The following is a 20,612-nucleotide window of genomic DNA, read 5'->3' as shown; positions in this document are numbered from 1 at the left end:
TTGCGTCACGATGGCCCCGCCGATCTTTTCCAAGCATTCATGGCCTGCCTGGTGGCGGAAGGCTTTTGTCGCCTCGCGTCGGGCAAACCTGTTCTGGGTGCTGGAACTGGCCTGCGCCGTCGCCTTGATTGCGATGATTGCGACCAGCTGGATCGCTTTTTCATCCGCGCCGGAGAAGGGGGGGCTAGTCCCTTCGACTCATGTCGCGACTCTGCTCATCGGCACGTTGATTCCGGCGATGGCACTTCTCGTCCTCATGGGACGCCGCCGCGCGATCAAACGGGCTGCCGGCAGCACGGCACGACTACATGTCAGGCTGGTTGCTTTCTTCTCGCTGATTGCCGCGATCCCTACGCTGCTGGTCGCTATTTTCGCTGCCGTACTGTTTCAGTCTGGGATCGAGTTCTGGTTCTCGGACAATTCGCGCGGCATGTTGGAAAATGCCAACCGCCTGGCGCGCGGCTACTACGAACAGAACCTGCGCGATGTGGGCAGTGAAACCGTCACGATGGCAGGTGACCTGCGTTATTATTTGAATGAGACATCCATTCTAAGCCCCGCATTTGGTGAAGCTTATTCTTATCAGGTACTCAATCGCAAATTGAATGAATCCGCCATTCTGCAGAAGGACAAGGACGGCAAGCTAACGATTGCTGCGATTATCGATCCTGACGAAAACAACAACAGCGAGATGATTGGCAAAGTTGCGCTGAAACGCATTGATGCGGGCGAACCCGTCGTGGTGGAAGCCAATGCTGAACGGATCACCGCATTCACAGCGATTGACCGGGACGCAGGCATTTACCTCTACGCTGCCCGCAGTTCGGACGCATTGGCGTTGAGCCAATGGGAACGGGCGCAAAGCGTGCGGCAATCCTACGATGTCCTGACCAGCAAGGCGCGCAGCCTGCAATGGCGATTCAATCTTGCGTTGTTCTTTGTCTCGCTGGCACTGGTCTGGTTGGCGGTCTGGTTTGCGCTGCGTTTTGCCGATCGTCAGGTCCAGCCCCTGACCGAACTCGTTGCTGCGGCCCGGCGTGTGGGTGCGGGCAATTTCACCGTGCGTGTGGAAGGGCGAACCGGGGCCGATGAAATTGGCCTGCTGAATCGCGCGTTCAACCGCATGACGGCGCAAATTGAGCAGCAAACGCAGGCACTTGTTACCGCCAATAGGCAACTCGATGAACGGCGCGCATTCACTGAAGCCGTTTTTGAATCGATAACGGCCGGGATCATCTCCATCGACAGCGATGGCCGTATCCTGCTGATGAACAGTTCCGCACAGATGATACTGCTGCGCAAACAGGGCCCTGCGCCGGTGGGTCTCGCATTGGCGGATTTTGCACCACAACTGGCGGCAATGCTGGACGCTTCGCTGAAAAGCGGTATCGTGCAGTACGGGCAGGACAGTGAACTTTTGACACTGGCTGTGAAAATCGCCCGGGCACCCGCTGGCCACGTGATCACGTTCGATGACATTACCAGGCAACTTGTCGACCAGCGGCAGGCTGCATGGTCGGACGTCGCACGCCGTATTGCGCACGAAATCAAGAATCCGCTAACCCCCATCCAGCTCGCCACCGAACGATTGAGCCGCCGCTATGGCCGACAGATCGCGCAAGATCGCGAACTGTTCGACGATCTGACGAGTACGATCATTCGCCAGGTGGGGGACTTGCGCAAGATGGTCGATGAATTCTCGTCGTTCGCCCGTCTGCCAAAGCCGGTTTTCCGACAGGAAAACGCCGTCGATCTGGTGCGGCAGGCCTTATTCCTTCAGGAAGTGGCCCATCCCGAAATCGACTACCAGTTTCAGCTCGACGGTGATCTCCCGCCAACAATCGCCTGCGACCGGCATCAGTTCGGGCAGGCCATGACAAACGTCCTGAAGAATGCCCTGGAAGCCGTGGATGCGCGCCGTAAAGAGGCAGGCGTGGATTATCGCGGTCGGATCGCGGTTTCGGTGACCGCAGATAAGGAAAGCTTCAGCGTAACCATACTGGATAATGGCGTTGGCCTTCCCAAGGAACGCGAACGCATCGTCGAGCCCTATATGACGACCCGCGAGAAGGGGACCGGTCTAGGCTTGGCAATCGTGAACAAGATCGTTGAAGAACACGGTGGGGAAATGAGTTTTTCCGCCAATCCCGATGGCGGCGCATGTGTATGCCTGCGCTTCGCAAGGGATCCCCTGGCTGACCGTCAGGCGGCCGAATAGAACTATGCGGGACACCCCAAAAGGAGATTGCACATGGCGCTCGACATCCTGATCGTTGATGACGAACGCGACATTCGGGAACTCGTTGCCGGCGTGTTAAGCGATGAAGGCTACGAATGCCGTACCGCTGGGGACAGCACGGCAGCCCTCTCCGCCATCGATGAGAGACGCCCCAGTCTGGTGCTACTCGACGTCTGGTTGCACGGGAGCCCTATGGACGGGCTCGAAGTGCTCGATGCGATCAAGCAACGCGAGCCCGATCTGCCGGTCATCATATTTTCGGGGCATGGCAATATTGATACGGCGGTCTCGGCGGTCAGTCGGGGGGCTGTCGATTTCATTGAAAAGCCGTTCGAAACGGAACGCCTGCTGTTGCTTGTGGAACGTGCAACCGAAACGGAACGATTGCGCAGAGAGAATGCTCGCCTCCGCGAAGGCTTTCTGACCGCCGAAGAATTTACCGGAAATAGCAGTCATATCAATCAAGTGAGGGCCACTCTTAAGCGGGTTGCGAGCACTGGAAGCCGCGTGTTGATCAGCGGCCCGGCGGGGGCCGGGAAGGAAGTCGCGGCGCGTCTGCTGCATAGCTGGAGCCCCAGAGCGGACAAGGCATTCATCACCGTAAATTCCGCCCGAATAACGCCGGAACGTTTCGAACAGGAACTGTTTGGTGAGGAGGCGGACGGAAAACTTCTGCGTCCCGGCATGTTGGAGCTTGCCGATGGAGGGACGCTCTATCTCGACGAAGTGGCGGACATGCCACTTTCCACGCAGGCGCGCATTTTGCGTGTTCTCACCGATCAGAGCTTCGTGCGGGTAGGGGGGACACGCGAAATCGGTGTCGATGTCCGCGTCGTGTCCTCCACCTCGGGCGACCTAGAAACAGAAATTCTCGAGAAGCGCTTCCGCGAAGACCTCTTCTACAGGCTCAATGTGGTCCCCGTCGCAATCCCGCCATTGATCCAGCGGCGCGAGGATATTCCTGCACTGGCAGATCACTTCTTTGCCCGTTATGCGAGTGAACAGGGCATCGCGCCGCCCCGGATCGGGGATGAGGCGATGGCGGCATTGCAGGCCTACGATTGGCCCGGCAATGTCCGCCAGCTCCGCAATGTCGTGGAACGCACGGTTATTCTGGCCCCACGCGAACGCCTCGAACAGATCGACGCCGATATGCTGCCTTCCGAAATCACGGGCCGTGGCGGCGACGGTGATGCGGGGGTTGGCACCTTGATGGGCATCCCCCTTCGTGAAGCGCGGGAGAGTTTCGAGAGAGAGTATCTGCGTGTGCAGATAAGGCGTTTCTCGGGGAACATCTCCAAGACAGCCGTGTTTATCGGGATGGAACGGTCGGCGCTCCATCGCAAATTAAAGCTGCTTGGCCTCTCCGATCATCGTGACGATTGAGGGACTTATACAATCCATTTTGAACCCGGCTCCAAAAAGGCCTTTGCGCAGTGCAGCAAAACGCCATAATAGCGAGCCTCGATAAGCCGGTTGTCATCTTCTGCTCATATTTGAGCAATTAAGGCAGCCAGAATGCGCACCGCTCCAAACCAGCGGTCGCCAACAACAGGAGATAGAGATATGGCCAGTGGCCGCACCCTGTCCGCCCGCCCAAGTGCGAAACCGGAAACGGTGGAAAAGACAGCCCCCGCATCGGCATCGACGGTGATCAAAGGGCAAAATTTGCAGGACGCATTCCTTAACCTGCTGCGCAAGAACAAGACCCCGGTGACCATGTTTCTGGTCAAAGGGGTGAAGTTGCAGGGAATCGTCACCTGGTTTGATAACTTTTCGATTCTGCTGCGCCGCGATGGACAGTCGCAATTGGTGTACAAGCACGCCATTTCCACCATCATGCCCAGTCATCCGCTGGACGCGGGACAGTTTGGCGCGATTGGGGAAGGCAGCCGGAAACAGCGGCTGTTGCAGGACGTCTTTCTTACAAGCGTGCGCGATGCCAATGTACAGGTGACCATGTTCCTGGTGAACGGGGTCATGCTTCAGGGGCGGATAGCCGCTTTCGATCTGTTCTGCATGTTGCTGGAACGCGAAGGCTATGTCCAACTCGCCTACAAGCATGCCGTATCGACCATACAACCCGCATCTCCGGTCGATCTGACCGGCGACGTGGATGAGGATGCAGAAGACTGAGCTTCACCGATGATTTGACGGGCGAGGTCACGCGCGGTGCGCGTGCCCTTGTCGTGTGCCCCGACATCAGAGGACGCCCTTACAGTGTCGACGCAGAGGCGCGGCTGGAAGAGGGAAGCAATCTGGCACTCGCAATCGGCATCATCGTTGCGGAAGGCTTTGTCGTGCCTGTCCGGGACGTGCGCCCCGGAACACTGTTCGGCGAAGGTCAGATTCAAAGGATCGAAACGGCCTGCGAACAGGAGCAGGCAGAACTCGTCATCATCGACGGCGCGTTATCCGCGATTCAGCAGCGCAATCTGGAACAACGGCTGAAACGGAAAGTGATCGACCGGACCGGACTGATTCTCGAAATTTTCGGCGAACGTGCGGCAACGGCGGAAGGCCGCTTGCAGGTCGAACTTGCGCATCTGGATTATCAGCAAAGCCGGCTTGTTCGTAGCTGGACCCACCTTGAACGGCAGCGGGGCGGCTTTGGCTTCCTTGGCGGGCCGGGCGAAACCCAGATCGAAGCTGACCGCCGAATGATCCGCGCGCGCATGGGGCGCTTGCGGAAAGAACTCGATCAGGTGCGGCGAACACGCAGCCTGCATCGCGATCGGCGGGGCAAGGCACCCTGGCCCGTCATTGCGCTCGTCGGTTATACGAACGCAGGGAAATCAACTCTTTTCAATAGACTAACCGGCTCTGACGTCATGGCGGAAGATCTTCTCTTCGCCACTCTTGATCCCACCATGCGGGCCATCCGTCTGCCGGGTGTGGAGAAGGCGATCCTTTCAGACACAGTGGGCTTCATCTCGGATTTGCCCACACAACTTGTCGCCGCCTTTCGTGCGACGCTGGAAGAAGTCACAGGTGCGGACGTCATTGTGCATGTACGCGATATCGCCAACCCGGCCAGCAGCGCGCAAAAGAAGCAGGTTCTGCGAATCCTCGAGGATCTTGGCGTCATTGATGGAGAAGGGGGGCTGTCTTCCATCCCCATCGTCGAGGCCTGGAACAAGTGGGACCTGCTTGACGACGAACACAGGGTGGAACTCGGCGAACTGGCCCGCGATGACGATATGATTGTTCCATTGTCAGCCGTTACCGGCCAAGGTGTCGACGCGCTTCTCGAAACGCTCGACGCCTTGCTGACGCGCGGAGCGATTGTACATAGGTTTGTGCTGCCTGCGCATGACGGGCAGCGTATCGCCTGGCTCTATGCCCACGGCGATGTCATCGATGTTCAGGATGCAGGGGAAGGGCCCGATGGCCCGCAGAGACAGATTGACGTCAGGCTTACGCAGCGTGAACTAGGTCGTTTTTCCGCGCTCTGAACGCTTTACCTCCTGCCAGAGCACTTCCTGCTGTTCGAGGGATAGCCCCGACAGGGAACCGCCCTGAATGCTTTCCATGCCGCGAAAGCGGCGTTCAAACTTGTCATTCGCTACGCGCAACGCATCTTCAGCGGCGATGCCATAGGCTCGCACCAGATTGACTGCGGAAAAGAGCAGATCGCCCGCTTCTTCAAGCTTGTCAGCTTCGAGAGCCTCGTCCAGTTCTTGTGTTTCTTCGGCCAATTTTTCCGCTGGCCCACGCGGATCAGGCCAATCAAAACCTTCCCGAGCTGCGCGCTTCTGCAATTTTTCCGCACGGAGCAATGCCGGTAAAGCGCGCGCGATCCCGTCCATTGCGCTTTCCGCGCCTTTTTTGGCGCGCTCCTGCGCTTTCAAATTCTCCCAGCGCGTTTCTCTGTCCGTTTCAGCATTAGCTGCATCGGACGCGGCGAAAATATGGGGATGGCGCGCTTCCATCTTGTCCGCGATCGCATCGGCAACTGCGTCAAAATCAAACAGACCGAGTTCTTCCGCCATGCGCGCGTGGAACACGACCTGAAAAAGGAGGTCGCCGAGCTCCTCCTTGAGTTCGGCCATGTCATCGCGCGCAATGGCATCCGCAACCTCGTAAGCTTCCTCGATCGTATAAGGAGCAATGGTGGCGAACGTCTGCGCGCGATCCCAATCGCATCCGTGCTCCGGATCGCGGAGGCGGTCCATTATGCGAAGAAGGCGGTGAATGGGTTCGGTCATCTCGATCTTGAAGTGATAATATATAGAGTGTTTAATAGGCAATCCCGGCAAGTAAAATTGCCGGGATTACTTGGAGACACAAGTAATGGCTCGTCTTATTCAAGAATTGGCAGCAACTGAACGGGTGGGGCGCTACCCCAAACACCCGTTCATGACAAAAGAGCTGCCGTTTACCGCGCAACCATTTATGATTGCGCCAGTGCTTCCGGGCGAAACGCTGAAAAATCTGTACTTCGAAAGCCGGGTTATTACTGACCCGATCCTCAACCCTATTGTGGGTTGGAAGAAAGAGTACTACTTTTTCTACGTCCCGGTGACCCTGTTGCTTGTCGATGAAATTCGGGAGATGTTTATTGACCCGCTTAACACCGATATTTCGGCAACACTTGGTCTTGCGGCAACGGATGGCGCTTATTACACGGCCAAGGGCGGTGTTGATTACCTCAAGCGGTCCGTCAAATGCATTATTGAGGCGCATTTCCGCGATGAAGGGGAAACGATGGCCACCGCGCAGACTGCGGCGGGTGTTCCCATCGTCCAAATACGGGACCGGCTCTGGCTGGACAGTCTGACGGACAAGGACACCTCCGCGCTCACGTCTGATCCATCCGCAACCCATGACAGTCCTACCAACCTTGAAGAGCTTCAGGCGCTCTATGAGGCTTACGACCAACTCCGGCAAGTTGGCGTTATGGCAAATATGACTTGGGAGGATTTCATTCGTGGATACGGAATTTCAGTTCCCGAAACTGTGGACGAACAGAAGCCCGAATTGCTCGCACGATATTCGGACTTCCAGTATCCTTCGAATGCCATTGACCCGACGAACGGTTCGCCGTCCTCGGCGGTTAGTTGGGTGTTCAAAAATGGCAAGCGTGATCCAAAATTCTTCAAGGAACCCGGCTTCGTAGTCGGGCTTTCTATCACGCGGCCTAAGGTATATTTCGGCGCTCTGGCGGGCAATCTGGCCGGCCATCTTACCCGCGCGTGGGATTGGTTGCCGAATTACCTGAACGAAAGCAGTCCTATTCCGCTGCCGGAAACGGCGTTCAAGAAGTTCGCGGCGGACGCCGGTCCGCTTGGCGATCGTGCGACTGCTACGGATGCGTACTGGGTCGAAATGCGTGATTTGTTCCTGCATGGCGACCAGTTTCAGAATATGGTTCCGTTCGCGGATAACGGCACGCCTGCCGGTAACTACGCTCACCACATGTTGCCACTGCCTGCGGGCAACAATCATGAGCAGTACAAGTATCCGACTGAGGCCATGTGCAAGGGCTTCTTCAAGGATGCCGTCAACAAGGTCGATATCCGACAGGACGGTTACTGCTCCCTGCAGATTCAGGGCAAGGTGAAGAACGTCCAGCCCGGTCCGATTACGGTACAGTAAGGATGTGGCGCTATGAGCAAAGTACTGGACGGTTCCTGCGCGCAAGCCGCACAGGCGCTAGCCTTATCGCCACTGGCTACGCTGGGGCTAAAGATTGCCTTAATGATCCTGCGAAGGATCACGTTCGGGCATGCGGACCGATCCCTAAGGGTTACTATCGGCTCCGCGTCTTTGACCATCCGCGTTTCAAAGCCCCGGCGATCCGGTGTTTCCCGGAACCGGGAACAGAAATGCATGGAAGAAGCGGGTTTTATATCCACGGGGACAATCCCGCCGGAGACCGCTCCGCTTCCTCAGGATGTATCATCTTACCTTCAGCAATTCGGCAACGGATTGCAGCCCTGATCCCGAGGGACGACGTTTTGCAAGTCGTCCCTTAGGTCGAGGGGTGAAGGGGGGCCGCGCCCCCCTTCGATAGCCGGTCTTGGTCAATACGGGTGTTCGGTGGAGTGGTCCCTCCACCGGATGCTTTCGCGCGTGCGAAGCAACCCCCATGCCAAGCCCTTACGGCGGCTATTCTGGGTGCATCATATCCGGCGCAGCCGGGGACTTGATATAGATGCACAAGTGACACCACTTTGTGCCCAAACATACCCCACAGATACCGCTCGCGACGTCTCGCGAGTATGCGTGGCAAGCCCACGTCAACGGCACCGATGCTGCCGAATTTCATGGGGACTGCACGTCTCCCATTGATCGCGCCCTGCGCGGGGTGGGGTCGCCGCTTCTGGCGGCGTTGGCACAATGGAAAGTCGATGAGGATATCGACTATGCCGATGGCTATGGGCTCATCGGGGAGTTTGCCCCGCCAAACACCCGCACGGTATTCGTGCGGGTACGCTGTCGCAAATGCGAAGCGTGCCTTGGATACAAGCGCCGCCTCTGGACGGCGCGCGCTATCTATGAAGTGCGCCAGTCAATGCGTACGTGGTTCGGTACGCTGACGGTTGGTCCTGAGCGCCGTCTCTGGGCACAGATGGTCGCCGACAAGAGGGCCGTCATGGCGCGGGGCGAAAGCCTGTCGAGCTTATCCAGCGTAGAGCGCACGCGTGCACTCGCGGCAGTTCTGGCTCCGGAAGTGACGCGGTGGCTGAAACGGGTCCGCAAAGCGGCCCGGTCTGACAAGTTGCGATACTTGCTGGTCACTGAGGCTCACAGTGACGGTTTCCCACACTTTCACCTGTTGCTGCATGAACGGGGACAGCCCGTCAGTAAGCGCACGCTGGAAGCCAAGTGGCTGTATGGTTTCAGCAACTGGCGTCTCGTTCCAGCGGGTGAAATTCGACAAGTCGGATACGTATGCAAGTATATCGCCAAGTCGGCACAGACGCGCGTGAGGGCGTCCCGACACTATGGACAATCGCCGATTGAATACGGACAATAGGACGCCGCGGTACGCGGGAAAAACCCCCCCGTCTCAAAAGACACCCGCGAGGGTGGCAAGGACGTCCCTCTGTGAGGCGACTCCGTTTTGAGATACGACTGGACTTTTATTGATAGGAGTATGGAATATGCCTACCGATACGATAGTGAGGGAGCAGGGCCGGACCCGAAAGTTCCGGCCCTCCGATTTTGCCCCGGGCAAGGGTGCGAAGCACCTGGACAATCGCGTTCCTAGTAAGGAGCGTCGGCGCACGCGGCCGGAACGGTCGCCGTCGCCGGGTGAGCGCCATGACAGGAGTCGGCGCGACCGGCGCGGCAATCCGATGCCGGGACATCCGGATTATCAGCCGCGCAATCCGCGCAAGGCGGCCAAGCTGCCTGCGCGGTTTAATCCGCCGCGTTTGCCTGCGCGCGGATTTGGGGTCAAGAAGTCCCCTGTGCCGGACTTTGCTCCGTTGTTTAAACCTCTGCGCATCCCCAAACCGGGGGTGCTTGGGCTTCTTGATCTGATCCCCGACAAGGGCTTGCCGCTTCAACGTCCGTTGAAGCCGGAGGATTTCGTGTTGCCTGTCGGGTGGTATATTGCCAACACCTGCCCGTATTTCCCTGTAAGGTGGAACGGGAATTATCGGTTTACCGGGGCGGGTAGTGGCACTTCGCCGTGTTTGTCGGGGCAGGCGCTGCCTAGCGCCGACGACAATATGCACGAGGCGAATTTCCCTAACATTCGCAACGCTGCGAGATATATTTATCTCCCGTACGTTGTCGGGAATGGTCATCGTGGCCAGCAATACATTCACTTTCAGTCTGATAGCTCCGGCGTGCAGGCTGGTCCGTTGGGGGCGCCGCCCCCGTGGACGTGGATGCCGGGGCTTAATCCCATTGGCGATCCGGTTAATCCGAACAGGCAGCGTGCGACGGCTACGCAACCGGTCGCGGATCCTAACGTAGGGCTTGCGCTTGGTCTGCAAACCGGGCTGGCTACGGAGGCGGTGCCTGAGCCTGTGCTTGACCCCGGTATGGGGTCGAACGGTACGCGCGGCATGCAGGTGTCGGCGCGCGGTCGTCGTCCTATCCGCGTGCGCATGCGCGTGCCGCCGAAGCGTCGTGAGCGTGAGGGCAAGATGGACAATCGCCTAGCGCGCCTGCGTGTGCTGTTTTGGCGCGCTCTCGATAGCGTTTCGGAGTTTTCCGAGGTTATCGACAGTTTTTACGACGCCTTGCCGAAAGAAGTGAAGAAGAAGTGGGACTGCGGACGCAAGTCATTCGGCATTGATAACGCTGGCCAGTACGGCATTGAGAATGCGGACTGCAAAGCGGCGGCGCTTTGGTACAATTGGCATAAGGTCGATTTCGAAAGCGCCATCGAAAATGTGATAAAAAATCACATTGAGGACAGCCTTTACGGGTTTTTCCACAGAAATACCCCGAAACAGCAAGGTGCTGCGTTTGACGACTCTATGAAAGACGCCGCTCGACAGGTCGGCGCAGTACTGGTCGTCGTGTGACGGCGAATACGCTGCGTATTGTGATTGAGCAGATGCCCGGCAACGCGGTTTCGCGTGCGGTGGGGCCGATGGTTTCGGGTGAACCGAAAAAGTCTGCGAAGGCAAAGTTTTAACGGCTCTATATACTCAACCTTCTAGGTTGAGAGTGATAATATATATTATGTTAAATATTACATGGTATAATCAGAGGCTCACTCGGCAAAAAGCCCGATGAGAAAAATCGTGGCGATGAAGATTGCGCCCCAGATCAGCGCCATGACAGCCCATTTCGAGAACGGAACCCTGCGCACCATCAGCGATCGCATCGGCAGGATAAGAGCCAGCGCCACAAAGACCAGCGAGAGCCACATGTTGCTCATGCGTCGAGCACCATGCCGTCATACCCGACCAAAACGTTATCCGGCACCTCGTCGCTCAGGCTTCTGTAATCGAGGCTCTTGTCGAGATGCGTCAAGACGATTTTATGGGCTCGACAACGCTCTCCAAGCTGGAGCGCCATCGCGAGATTGGCATGCGTTGGATGCGGTTCGCGCCGCAAACAATCGACAACCAGAATATCGATGTCCCAGAATAGATCGACAATTCCATCGCAAATCTCACTGAAATCAGTAGCATATCCGATAGACTTGCCATCCTGATCAAATCTGTATGCTGTGCTTTCTATCGGGCCATGCGGCATCTGGCACGTATCGATGCGAATACCCGCAAACATCCGCAACCGATCGAGCGTGTCGACGGATACGATCGTGGGGTAACCGTATTGCCCCGAGAAGATATAGCCAAACCGCTGCCGCAAACGGCGCACGGTTTCGTCCGATGCAAAGCCTGGCAACGGCCCGCTGCGACCATAGCGCAAAGCACGAAGATCATCGATCCCGTGGCAATGATCGGCGTGATCATGCGTCCAGAAAACGGCGTCGATCCGGTCTATCTCGTTGGCCAGCAATTGCTGGCGCAAGTCTGTCGAGGTGTCGACAAGCAGGCGCGCGCCATCAGCGCCTTCCACAATGATTGAAACCCTGGTCCGTCTGTTGCGTGGATCGTCCGGATCGCAGGCTCCCCAATCATTGCCGACTCGTGGGACCCCCGCAGAAGTCCCGGAACCGAGCATGATCAGCCTCATGCCTTGGCCTTCCGGAACAAATCATGAAAATTTCGAGTGGTGGCGTCACGCAGTCTGTCGGCATCGACGCCGCGCAGTTGCGCCACGAATGTTGCGGTATCGGCCACAAAAGCCGGCTCACACGTGCGCCCCCTGTGCGGTACCGGGGCGAGAAACGGTGAATCCGTTTCGACCAACAGACGATCTTCAGGAATGAGTTTCGCTACTTCCTGCAAGTCTTTGGCATTTTTAAAAGTTACGATCCCTGACAAGGAGATTGTCAGACCGAGATCGAGCATGTCTCGGGCGAATGCGGCGGAAGCCGTAAAACAGTGGATCAACGCAGGGAACGCACCCTTGCCCATTTCGTCGGCAATGATGGCCGCCGTGTCGGCTTCCGCATCGCGGGTATGCACGATCAAGGGCAAACCCGTTTCGCGCGCGACGGCAATATGAACGCGAAACAGGGCCTGCTGCACCTGGCGATCCGATTTGTCGTAGTAATAGTCGAGCCCGGTTTCCCCAATGCCAATGACTTTCGGATGCGCAGCCACATCCAGCAGCGCAGCAGCGCCAAGATCGGCATGGGCATCCGCCTCATGCGGGTGAATGCCGACACTGGCCCAGACATCGGGGTGGCGTTCGGCAGTACCAATCACCTGCCCCCACTCACTTTGCCGGGTGGAGATATTCAGAAATCCCCCCACCCCGGCCTGACGCGCGCGGGCGAGTACGCCTTCGCGATCTTCAACCAACCCTTCATATTCGAGGTGACAGTGCGAATCGATCAACATCAGGCGCCATCGCCATTCTGGGGCAATTCCAGTCTCGGGAATGCTGGCGTCGGATTGTCGACCCGGATTTCCTGCAGCGCGTTATCCTGCGCCAGTGCAGCCAAATCCCGCGCATCTTGCGGAATGCAGAGCGCATCGAGAATCTTTGCAGATGCCATCGGCGTGACCGGCGAAACCGCTACGGCAAGATCGCGTATGCAACCGCACAAGGTGGCAAGCACGCGTTTCATGCGTTCGGGGTCGGTTTTGCGCAATGCCCAGGGCGCTTGTTCATCGACATAGGCATTGCAGGCAAAAACGGCTTGCATCCACGCATCAAGGCCAACGGACAGTGCAAGGCGATCAAACGCTTGTGGCAGTTCCTCAACGCATGCCTTGCGCACTTTTTCACGCAGCGCCACATCGGCCGGAGCAACCGGCGCTTCCGCAGTAAACCCGCCGTCACAATTTTTGGCGATGAAACTCAACACGCGCTGGCAGAGATTGCCGAAGCTGTTGGCCAATTCTGCATTGCAACGCGTGACAATCGCTTCTGCCGAATAGCTGCCATCCTGCCCGAAGCTCACTTCGCGCAAGAGGAAGTAGCGGAGTTGATCAACGCCGAACTGCTCTGCCAGTTCGAGCGGATCGACGACATTGCCGAGAGATTTCGACATCTTCTCGCCGCGATGGAGAAGGAACCCGTGGCCGAACACTTTCTGCGGCACCGGCAAACCCGCCGACTGCAGAAATGCCGGCCAATAGACCGCGTGGAAACGGACAATATCCTTGCCGATAAGGTGCAGATTGACCGGCCAGTACTTGTCGAACATCTCCGCGTTGTCGGGATAACCGATCCCGGTAAGATAGGTCGTCAATGCATCGACCCACACATACATCACATGATCGGGGCTGCCGGGCACCGGAACCCCCCAGTTGAAGCTGGTGCGCGAGACCGATAGATCGCGCAATTCCTGCCCCTTCAGGAATCCGAGGACTTCGTTGCGGCGGCTTTCGGGTTCCAGAAAGCCCGGTGTTTCGTTCAACGCGATCAGAAAATCACGGTATTTGGACAGACGGAAAAACCAGCTTTCCTCCACCGTCCATTCAACGGGCGTGTTCTGGGGCGACAGTTTCTGCCCCCCTTCCCCTTCGATCAGTTCTTCTTCGGCATAGAATGCCTCGTCACGGATCGAATACCACCCTTCATACCGATCAAGGTAGAGGTCGCCACTGGCCTCCATCGCCTTCCACAAAGCGGTGCTGGCTTCCTTGTGGCGCGGCTCCGTCGTGCGGCAAAATTCATCATAAGAAATATTCAGTGCGGCACACATATCACGGAAGTAGTTGGACATTTCCGTTGCAAATTCGAGCGTGTCACGCCCCAGGCCACGCGCGGTCTGGTCCATTTTGAGGCCATGTTCGTCCGTGCCGGTTACAAGTCGCACATCGCGGCCGTTCATGCGCTGGAATCGTGCGATGACGTCAGCGGCGATCGCCTCGTACGCGTGACCGATGTGGGGTTTGCCGTTAGGATAGGCAATTGCGGTGGTGATGTAATAGGGTTCAGCCATAGGCGGGCTCCCTATCCACCGCAGCCGATGCGAGCAAGGTGCCGATTTCCATTACAAGCAAGGCAGCATCATAATTGTAGGTCGGCGCCTGGCTTGCAAGGCGGTTAATTTCCCCATGGGCATCCACGATCCGGGGTAAACGCCCCTTTGGCGCCTGACGCATTTCTGTCGCCAGAACCGCGCGGGCAAGCTCCAGACTGGCGAGCACTCTGGCCCGATCCGCCCTTTGTCCGATCGCTTCGGCCAATTCCCCGCGCAAGGTGAAGCCAGGATCACCGGCCTGGGCTATGCGCTGCATCAGACCATGCAGAGGACCAAGGTCCTGCGCGACGAAATCCAGCGCCGCACCGGGCGATCCTGCCGCCGCCGCGATTGCCGCCGCTCGGGTTGCCGCGTTCGCTTCGGGGGCATGCTGGCGTAGCACGGCATCGACCTGTTCGTCCGGCAATGCCGGGAAACGTAGCATGCGACAACGCGAGCGGATCGTCGCAAGAAGCCGCCCGGGGCGGTGCGAAATCAACAGAAAGAATGAACCGGCAGGCGGTTCTTCAAGGCTTTTCAGCAGGGCATTGGCAGCAGGCTTTTCCAGATCATCTGCCGGATCGATGATGATGACCCGTCGACTTCCCAAAGTCGGACGCGTGATCAGCCTCTGCTGCATCTCACGGATTTGCGCGATGCCGATGCTGCGCTTTAGCTGATACGGTTTGCCTTCCGCCTTCTTCGCCTCATCGTCGGCCGTGGCTGGCAGGTTCGTCAGCAGGATGATATCGGGGTGTGTGCCGGGCGGCTGTGGAATGCCCGGCTCCGCGACCAGTTCCCGCGCTGCGGCCATGGCGAAACCGGCCTTGCCCAATCCCTTTTTGCCCGCCAGAATCCAGCCATGATGCATCCGCGTCCCGGACAGGGCATCACGCCATTCGCGCAAGGCTTCCTCATGCCCCTGAAAACTCATGGCGTGGTACCCAGCATGGCAACAAGGCTTTCAAGAATGCGCGCATGGATTGCATCCCGCTCGCCCAGACCGTCAACCCGAACGAAGCGTTCCGGTCCCGCATCGGCCAATTGTGCGAAAGCCTGCGCCACACGGGTGTGATACTCCGCGCTTCGTCCGCCTATCCGATCTACGGCGGCCCCATCACGCTGGGCTAGACGCGCTGCTGTGACCTCGGCCGGGACTTCGATCAATATCGTGCGATCGGGCAGCAACCCGGCACTGCCAATCGCATGCAGGTTCAGCAGATCATGATCTTCAAGACCGCTGCCACCACCCTGATAGGCGCGACTGGAATCGATGAACCGGTCGCAAATGACCCAATGTCCTTGCGCCAGTGCCGGTCGGATCAAGCGTTCGACATGGTCCGAGCGCGCCGCGGCGAACAGCAGGGCTTCAGCCCGGGCATTCCACCCGTTTCCTTCGTTCGCCAGCAACAGGTTACGGATCGTTTCCGCGCCGGGGGTTCCGCCTGGTTCGCGGGTCAGGACCACGTTTACACCCCGCGCCTCCAACGCTGCGGCGAGCAGGCGGGCCTGCGTGGATTTCCCCACCCCTTCCCCGCCTTCGAAGGTGACGAAACGGCCTGCTGTCATGCGAATATTCCGGTGACGCCGTTGCGGATACGCTGCCACCAGTTCGCACGCGCCACTGCCTGCGCTGCGACGAGTTCCGTTCGGAAGGGGCGTTGTCCCTTGATCGTGATCTCCAGTTCGGCCACTGCGGCACGTGCCTTGAGCGGGGCCTGCAAGGGGCCGTTATAATGGATTTTCATAGCAATGTCCGGTGTCGTTCCCCGCTCATAACTTATAACAACCGGGTGGGCAGCCACCAGAGGAACCTTGGTTTCGGAACCGTTCTGTACTTTGGCCGAAGCAATTTTCGTTCCTGCGGGGAACAGCTTGCGCGTGGCGAAATGCGTGAAGCCCCATTCGATATAGGCCCGTGCCGCATCCGCGCGCACGGCAGGCCGATCTGACCCCGCGACGACCAGCACAAGCCGCCGCCCATCCCGCTCCGCCGATCCGAGATAATTGTACCCCGCCTGCCGGGTGAACCCGGTTTTGATGCCATCAGCACCTTCCACGCGCCCGATCATTGGATCGTGGTTGTTCTGCACGATACCATTGTGGCTGTAACTGGGTTTACCGATGTAGCGATGATAGAGTTCGGGATGGCGGGAGATCAACGCCCGGCTCAGCTTAAAAAGATCGCGCGCGCTGACATAAGTGCGCCCTTCATCCATCCATCCATTCGGCGTGCCGAAATGACTGTTTGCCATACCCAGTTCGCGGGCCTTGCCATTCATCATCGCCAGCCATTTGTCGACAGATCCTGCTGCACCGACTGCCAGCACAACACAAGCATCATTGGCCGATACCGTAGTAATGCCATGGAGCAACTGATCGACGGTGACGCGCTCATTTTCCGCGAGATACATCGAGGAACCCTTCCGCCCCCAATCGCGGAAGGTGCCATGGTTCATGGTGAAGACCTGATTGGGGAGCAGTTGCTTCCCATCCAGCAGTTCGAAAGCAACGAATGTCGTCATGACCTTGGTCACCGATGCCGGGACAAAGCGGCGATCGGCCTCCCGTTCATGCAGAACCTGTCCGGTGCCGAGATCAGCCAGAAAAGCAATCGGCACATCCTGGGCTGAAGGGACTGCCGGGACAATCGCATTGTCCGCCGCCGTGACCGGAGCAGCGGAAACCAACATGGCAGTGAGCATCAATCGCGAAATCTTGTTCAAAACGGCTCCTGATGCCCGCAGGAACCGGGCGCTTATCGGTCGGTGTCGTAGATTCGCGCACCGGTATAGCCTGCGCCCTTAACCTTGGCGAGCGAGGCTTCCGCCTCTTTCCGGCCCGGAAAAGGGCCAACACGCACGAGGTGAAGTTTGCCCGAGGAAACAATCGTGCCGTTGATCTTGTTCGCGACATTTTGCGCATTTGCCTGCACGGAGAAAGCACCGGCCTGAACAAAGTAACGTCCCCCCTTACCCTTCGGTGCGACCATGGCATCAGACGGCGCTGAAACGGACGGTTTCGTCGATGCGATATCTGCTTTTCTCTCCGGAACAACGTTTGCTGGCGTCACGCGTTGCGCCGATGCAGGCGCCTGCATGGTATCGGCCCTATCACGATGGCTTTCCGGAATATCGGTTCCCGCTGGCAGCTTGCGCCGCAACACCTCGACCAGTGATTTTGGCGTATCCATGCGTTCGGGTGCGCGTTCCCCACGGCGCAGCATCGCCCGCTCCTGTTCGACGGGGTTCACACGGCGGGCCCGGACGGCGGTCCCCGGCTGCACTCCAAGCTGTTCCATGGCACCGGGCGAAAGGCCGATCAGCGCGCGCCCGCTCATCGGCCCACGCCGTTCAACACGAACGAGGATCGTTTTTCCGGTTTCGAGAGAGGTTACCTCGATATAGCTCGGCAGTGGCAGCGTGCGATGTTCTGCGGAAATGGCTGCGCCGCCAGCCTGATCGGTTACGACCTGCCCCACGCTATCGTAATTCAGGGTATCGACGGGCGTGTACAATTCCCCATCGATCGCAAACGGTGCCCCCAGCACCATGGGATAGTCCGCCGCCGGGCCATAAGGATTAACCGGGGCGGAACCGACAGCCGTATCTGCGCTGCTGCAGGCCGCCAGAACAACCGTTGCACTCAACACCAAACATTTTTTATCGAGCAATTTCATCTGCCAGCAACCCAACGGACAACGCGTAGTAGTTCGAGCAGTTATACTCGGTGATAACCCTATAATTCCCGGTTAAGAGATACCCGGGCGCGCTGGGGCCATCGGGTTCAAACAGAGCGGCGAGGACATCGTCACCAATCGGGGCGCGTGGCTGGATACCCAGCGCCCGCCATTCGCGCACCGTTTTCCACTGGCTATGCCGTTCGTGGACCCGACCACATACCGGCGAAGCAAGCGTGCTGCCCACCGATGCGCGATTGAAGCCGGCGGGAATGGTCGCTCTGACCCCCCAGGGTTGCCCCGTGCGCCATCCGGCATCGCGGAAGTAGTTGGCGATCGATGCCAGCGCATCCGCCCGGTTGGACCAGATGTTCGCGCGCCCATCGCCATCACCATCCACGGCAAGACGCAAATAGATGCTGGGCATGAATTGCGGATAGCCAAAGGCCCCCGCCCAGCTACCTTTCAGCTGCGCGCGCGGATAACCTTTGTCCGCAATCTTGAGCAGGGCGATCAGCTCGCTTTCGAACATGTCGCGCCTGCGCCCTTCCCATGCCAGCGTGGCGAGCGACCGGGCCAGATCGAAATCGCCTGTATAGCTGCCATAGTTGGTTTCGTGCCCGAAGATCGCGATCACGATTTCAATGGGCACGCCATATTTCTGGGAAACCGCGCGGCCACCGTCCGGAAGCGATGACAGGGTGCGCTTGGCCCCAGAAATGCGTGCGGTATCGACATGTGTGGCGATATAGGGCGCCATCGGAGCAAAGCCGCTGCGTGTCGGGGTACCCGGCTGCGCGCGATCGAGTTCGATCACTCGGGAATTGGGCGTGAGATCCGACAGCATCTGCTGAATGGTCGATTCGCGAACCCCCTCGTTGCGGGCCTTTGCTGCGACAACCCGCATATAGGCATCGAAACTCATCCCCCGGGCGTTTGCGCCGAAGCACTGGAAAGCGGGACGGAGATTACAGTGGCGGCCAGAAAGGCAGCGAAGCGCTTGGGAAATATCATAACGTCATACTGGCATAGCCGCTGACCGCATGGAATCCCCTTTGCGGCAAAACGCAGTTTCCCTTCCGTCTGCACGTGACAAACCTTGCAAGCCTCGCTAGCGGGGGCACGTCTGCGGACAGGTGGCCGAGTGGTTTAAGGCACCGGTCTTGAAAACCGGCGTGGGTGCAAGCTCACCGTGGGTTCGAATCCCACCCTGTCCGCCAACACCATTTCGTCGCCGCGCGACACCCCTAACGCCTTGAACGGCAAGGACAATACAGGGGTTCGAACACCCTGATTCCAGTCATATTCGAGATTGGCGTCAAGGGTCAGTTTGAGGACGATTCGCTTGTCCTCATAGGTTCCATTTTTCCAGAGTTCACAAGGGTTTGCGAGGAATTCAAACGCGGTTCGAAAACTCTCGTCATAGCCCGGCAGCGCCGTGCCGCATTTGGCGGTTTTTTCCGTCAGAACCAGCTTCTTGCGTTCGAGCTTTTCAATCTCCTCCTCATAGCGGCTGATGACGGTCTGGCTTTGCGAGGCCATCACGCGCTCCACTAGCTGCGATATGGCTTTCTCCGCCGCCGCCATTTCGAGCTTGATCGCCGCGCGGCGTTCCTTGGTCTTGCGTCCGCCCTCGTCCCACCGTTTGCGGAACACGGTGGAGAAGGCGTCGAACATTTCCTTGCTCGGCACAAGCTGGGTCAGCAGACCTTCATAGGCCCCTTCGACAATCTCACGCTTGACGGACTTGCCGAACCGCTCGCAGCCGCGATGACGGCAGACGTAATAGGGGTAGCTGGCGGTGCGGCCCTTGGTCCAGTTGGCGGTCATGGGGTGCGAGCAGTCCCCACACGCGATGACGCCCCGGAGCGGGAAGTCGGCGTGAATGTCCGAACGGACGGGCGCGAACGGCTTGCCGTTCAAACGCTCCTGAATGCGCTGGAACGTCTCAAGCGAGATCAGGCCATCGTGATAGCCCTTGCGGAGCGACACGCCCCAGCATTCGCTTTCGACATATCCGGCATAGACGCAGTAGGTCAGGATGCGGTTGGCCTGTTCGTTGGTGACGTGGCCGTGACGGGTACGCGGGAATTGCGGGTGCGTTTCGAGGAAGCGCTTCACCTCAGCCTTGGAACCGAGGCGACCGCAGGCATAGGATTCCAGAGCCTCGGCGATCACCGAGGCAACGGGTTCGTCGCGAACGAGCGTGCTGCCGCCGTTCGGATGCTTTTCGTAGCGAAAGCCCAGCGGAGCGCTGTGGACGTAATAGCCCCCGAGCATTCGCGCCCGCATCCGTTCCTTGGCCTGCAAGCCGTTCTTCTGGCGCTGGTGCTGCGCGAGGCTCGCCATCAAATTCTCATGGAAAATGCTGTCGGGGTCCGTGCCGAACTCCCATGAGGGAGATTCCAGCGACGCGCCCGCCGCGTAGATCATTTCCTTGAGATCGAAGTGGTTGCGAACGTCACGCGCCATCCGGCTTACATCGTCGATGATGACGACGATTTCGGCTTTCCGGTTCTTGCGGATGAAGCGGAGCATGGCGTCGAAGCCGGGGCGGCTGGCGAGCTTGCCCGACACGTCATCATTGAACACTTCAATGACTTCATGGCCGCGACCATGAGCATATTCGCGGCACCGCGTCTCCTGCGAAGTAAGTCCGTTGCCTTCTTTGGCTTGGCGCTTCGTAGAAACGCGACAGTAAATGACCGCCTTGTGATTTGTTTTTCTTGTCATGG

General features: G+C 58.4%; 18 protein-coding genes, 1 tRNA gene and 1 pseudogene. 9 read left to right on the top strand and 11 right to left on the bottom strand.

What is annotated here, in order from left to right; all coding sequences use genetic code 11:
* The first annotated feature begins 10 nt into the window (after nt 1-10).
* From EGO55_RS19650 to hflX, 4 genes are all read left to right on the top strand, one after another.
* Nucleotides 11-2,218: a sensor histidine kinase gene (locus EGO55_RS19650; protein WP_021691784.1), complete on the top strand. Its 2,208-nt coding sequence runs from the start codon at nt 11-13 to the stop codon at nt 2,216-2,218.
* Between the two features lie 33 nt (nt 2,219-2,251).
* Nucleotides 2,252-3,625: a nitrogen assimilation response regulator NtrX gene (gene ntrX, locus EGO55_RS19645; RefSeq protein ID WP_021691785.1), complete on the top strand. Its 1,374-nt coding sequence runs from the start codon at nt 2,252-2,254 to the stop codon at nt 3,623-3,625.
* A gap of 180 nt (nt 3,626-3,805) precedes the next feature.
* A complete protein-coding gene (hfq, locus tag EGO55_RS19640; protein ID WP_021691786.1) occupies nt 3,806-4,375 on the top strand; it encodes an RNA chaperone Hfq in 570 nt (189 codons plus the stop codon).
* Between the two features lie 14 nt (nt 4,376-4,389).
* On the top strand, nt 4,390-5,694 hold the full coding sequence (gene hflX, locus EGO55_RS19635) for a GTPase HflX (RefSeq protein WP_021691787.1): 1,305 nt from the start codon (nt 4,390-4,392) through the stop codon (nt 5,692-5,694).
* On the opposite strand, the gene mazG is transcribed toward hflX, so the two are convergent.
* On the bottom strand, nt 5,671-6,447 hold the full coding sequence (mazG, locus tag EGO55_RS19630; RefSeq protein ID WP_040717463.1) for a nucleoside triphosphate pyrophosphohydrolase: 777 nt from the start codon (nt 6,445-6,447) through the stop codon (nt 5,671-5,673). The two genes, hflX and mazG, sit on opposite strands and share 24 nt — an antisense overlap.
* Before the next feature lie 85 nt (nt 6,448-6,532).
* Here mazG and EGO55_RS19625 point away from each other — a divergent pair, with 85 nt between their 5' ends.
* From EGO55_RS19625 to EGO55_RS19610, 4 genes are all read left to right on the top strand, one after another.
* Nucleotides 6,533-7,837, top strand: a complete 1,305-nt coding sequence (locus EGO55_RS19625) for a hypothetical protein (protein WP_021691789.1) — start codon at nt 6,533-6,535, stop codon at nt 7,835-7,837.
* A gap of 2 nt (nt 7,838-7,839) precedes the next feature.
* A complete protein-coding gene (locus tag EGO55_RS21800; RefSeq protein ID WP_021691790.1) occupies nt 7,840-8,217 on the top strand; it encodes a tlde1 domain-containing protein in 378 nt (125 codons plus the stop codon).
* Between the two features lie 200 nt (nt 8,218-8,417).
* Nucleotides 8,418-9,221 (top strand): rolling circle replication-associated protein, encoded by an 804-nt coding sequence (locus tag EGO55_RS19615; protein WP_021691791.1) that lies wholly within the window; start codon nt 8,418-8,420, stop codon nt 9,219-9,221.
* A gap of 127 nt (nt 9,222-9,348) precedes the next feature.
* Nucleotides 9,349-10,728 carry a hypothetical protein gene (locus tag EGO55_RS19610; RefSeq protein WP_021691792.1) on the top strand — a complete coding sequence of 460 codons (1,380 nt, stop codon included), beginning with the start codon at nt 9,349-9,351 and terminating at the stop codon, nt 10,726-10,728.
* Nucleotides 10,729-10,919: 191 nt separating this feature from the next.
* Here EGO55_RS19610 and EGO55_RS20645 read toward each other — a convergent pair whose 3' ends face one another.
* The 9 genes from EGO55_RS20645 to EGO55_RS19570 are packed head-to-tail and all read right to left on the bottom strand — an operon-like array spanning nt 10,920 to nt 18,802.
* The gene (locus EGO55_RS20645; protein ID WP_021691793.1) at nt 10,920-11,087 is read right to left on the bottom strand and encodes a hypothetical protein; all 168 of its coding nucleotides are present in this window, start codon (nt 11,085-11,087) and stop codon (nt 10,920-10,922) included.
* The gene (locus tag EGO55_RS19605; RefSeq protein WP_040717469.1) at nt 11,084-11,851 is read right to left on the bottom strand and encodes an MBL fold metallo-hydrolase; all 768 of its coding nucleotides are present in this window, start codon (nt 11,849-11,851) and stop codon (nt 11,084-11,086) included. The genes EGO55_RS20645 and EGO55_RS19605 overlap by 4 nt, the downstream gene beginning before the upstream one ends.
* On the bottom strand, nt 11,848-12,624 hold the full coding sequence (locus tag EGO55_RS19600) for a TatD family hydrolase (RefSeq protein ID WP_021691795.1): 777 nt from the start codon (nt 12,622-12,624) through the stop codon (nt 11,848-11,850). The genes EGO55_RS19605 and EGO55_RS19600 overlap by 4 nt, the downstream gene beginning before the upstream one ends.
* Nucleotides 12,624-14,177: a methionine--tRNA ligase gene (gene metG, locus EGO55_RS19595; RefSeq protein ID WP_021691796.1), complete on the bottom strand. Its 1,554-nt coding sequence runs from the start codon at nt 14,175-14,177 to the stop codon at nt 12,624-12,626. Before metG ends, EGO55_RS19600 begins: the two co-directional genes overlap by 1 nt.
* On the bottom strand, nt 14,170-15,132 hold the full coding sequence (locus EGO55_RS19590) for a DNA polymerase III subunit delta' (RefSeq protein ID WP_021691797.1): 963 nt from the start codon (nt 15,130-15,132) through the stop codon (nt 14,170-14,172). The genes metG and EGO55_RS19590 overlap by 8 nt, the downstream gene beginning before the upstream one ends.
* Complete coding sequence (tmk, locus tag EGO55_RS19585) at nt 15,129-15,767, bottom strand: dTMP kinase (RefSeq protein WP_021691798.1); 639 nt, start codon at nt 15,765-15,767, stop codon at nt 15,129-15,131. The genes EGO55_RS19590 and tmk overlap by 4 nt, the downstream gene beginning before the upstream one ends.
* On the bottom strand, nt 15,764-16,924 hold the full coding sequence (locus tag EGO55_RS19580; RefSeq protein ID WP_021691799.1) for a D-alanyl-D-alanine carboxypeptidase family protein: 1,161 nt from the start codon (nt 16,922-16,924) through the stop codon (nt 15,764-15,766). The genes tmk and EGO55_RS19580 overlap by 4 nt, the downstream gene beginning before the upstream one ends.
* Before the next feature lie 32 nt (nt 16,925-16,956).
* The gene (locus EGO55_RS19575) at nt 16,957-17,850 is read right to left on the bottom strand and encodes an SPOR domain-containing protein (protein WP_210766590.1); all 894 of its coding nucleotides are present in this window, start codon (nt 17,848-17,850) and stop codon (nt 16,957-16,959) included.
* Nucleotides 17,851-17,860: 10 nt separating this feature from the next.
* A complete protein-coding gene (locus tag EGO55_RS19570) occupies nt 17,861-18,802 on the bottom strand; it encodes a lytic murein transglycosylase (protein WP_124916827.1) in 942 nt (313 codons plus the stop codon).
* A gap of 205 nt (nt 18,803-19,007) precedes the next feature.
* On the opposite strand from EGO55_RS19570, the gene EGO55_RS19565 reads away from it, so the two are divergent.
* Nucleotides 19,008-19,097, top strand: a tRNA-Ser gene (locus tag EGO55_RS19565).
* Between the two features lie 514 nt (nt 19,098-19,611).
* Here the strand turns inward: EGO55_RS19565 and EGO55_RS21795 are convergent.
* Nucleotides 19,612-20,610: pseudogene (locus EGO55_RS21795) on the bottom strand (recombinase family protein); the annotation flags it as partial.
* Nucleotides 20,611-20,612 lie beyond the last annotated feature (2 nt).

Origin of the sequence: Caenibius tardaugens NBRC 16725 (assembly GCF_003860345.1) — a bacterium.
Classification (GTDB): domain Bacteria; phylum Pseudomonadota; class Alphaproteobacteria; order Sphingomonadales; family Sphingomonadaceae; genus Caenibius; species Caenibius tardaugens.
Note: the sequence above shows the minus strand (reverse complement) of the source record. Positions and strands in the feature narration are given on the sequence as shown.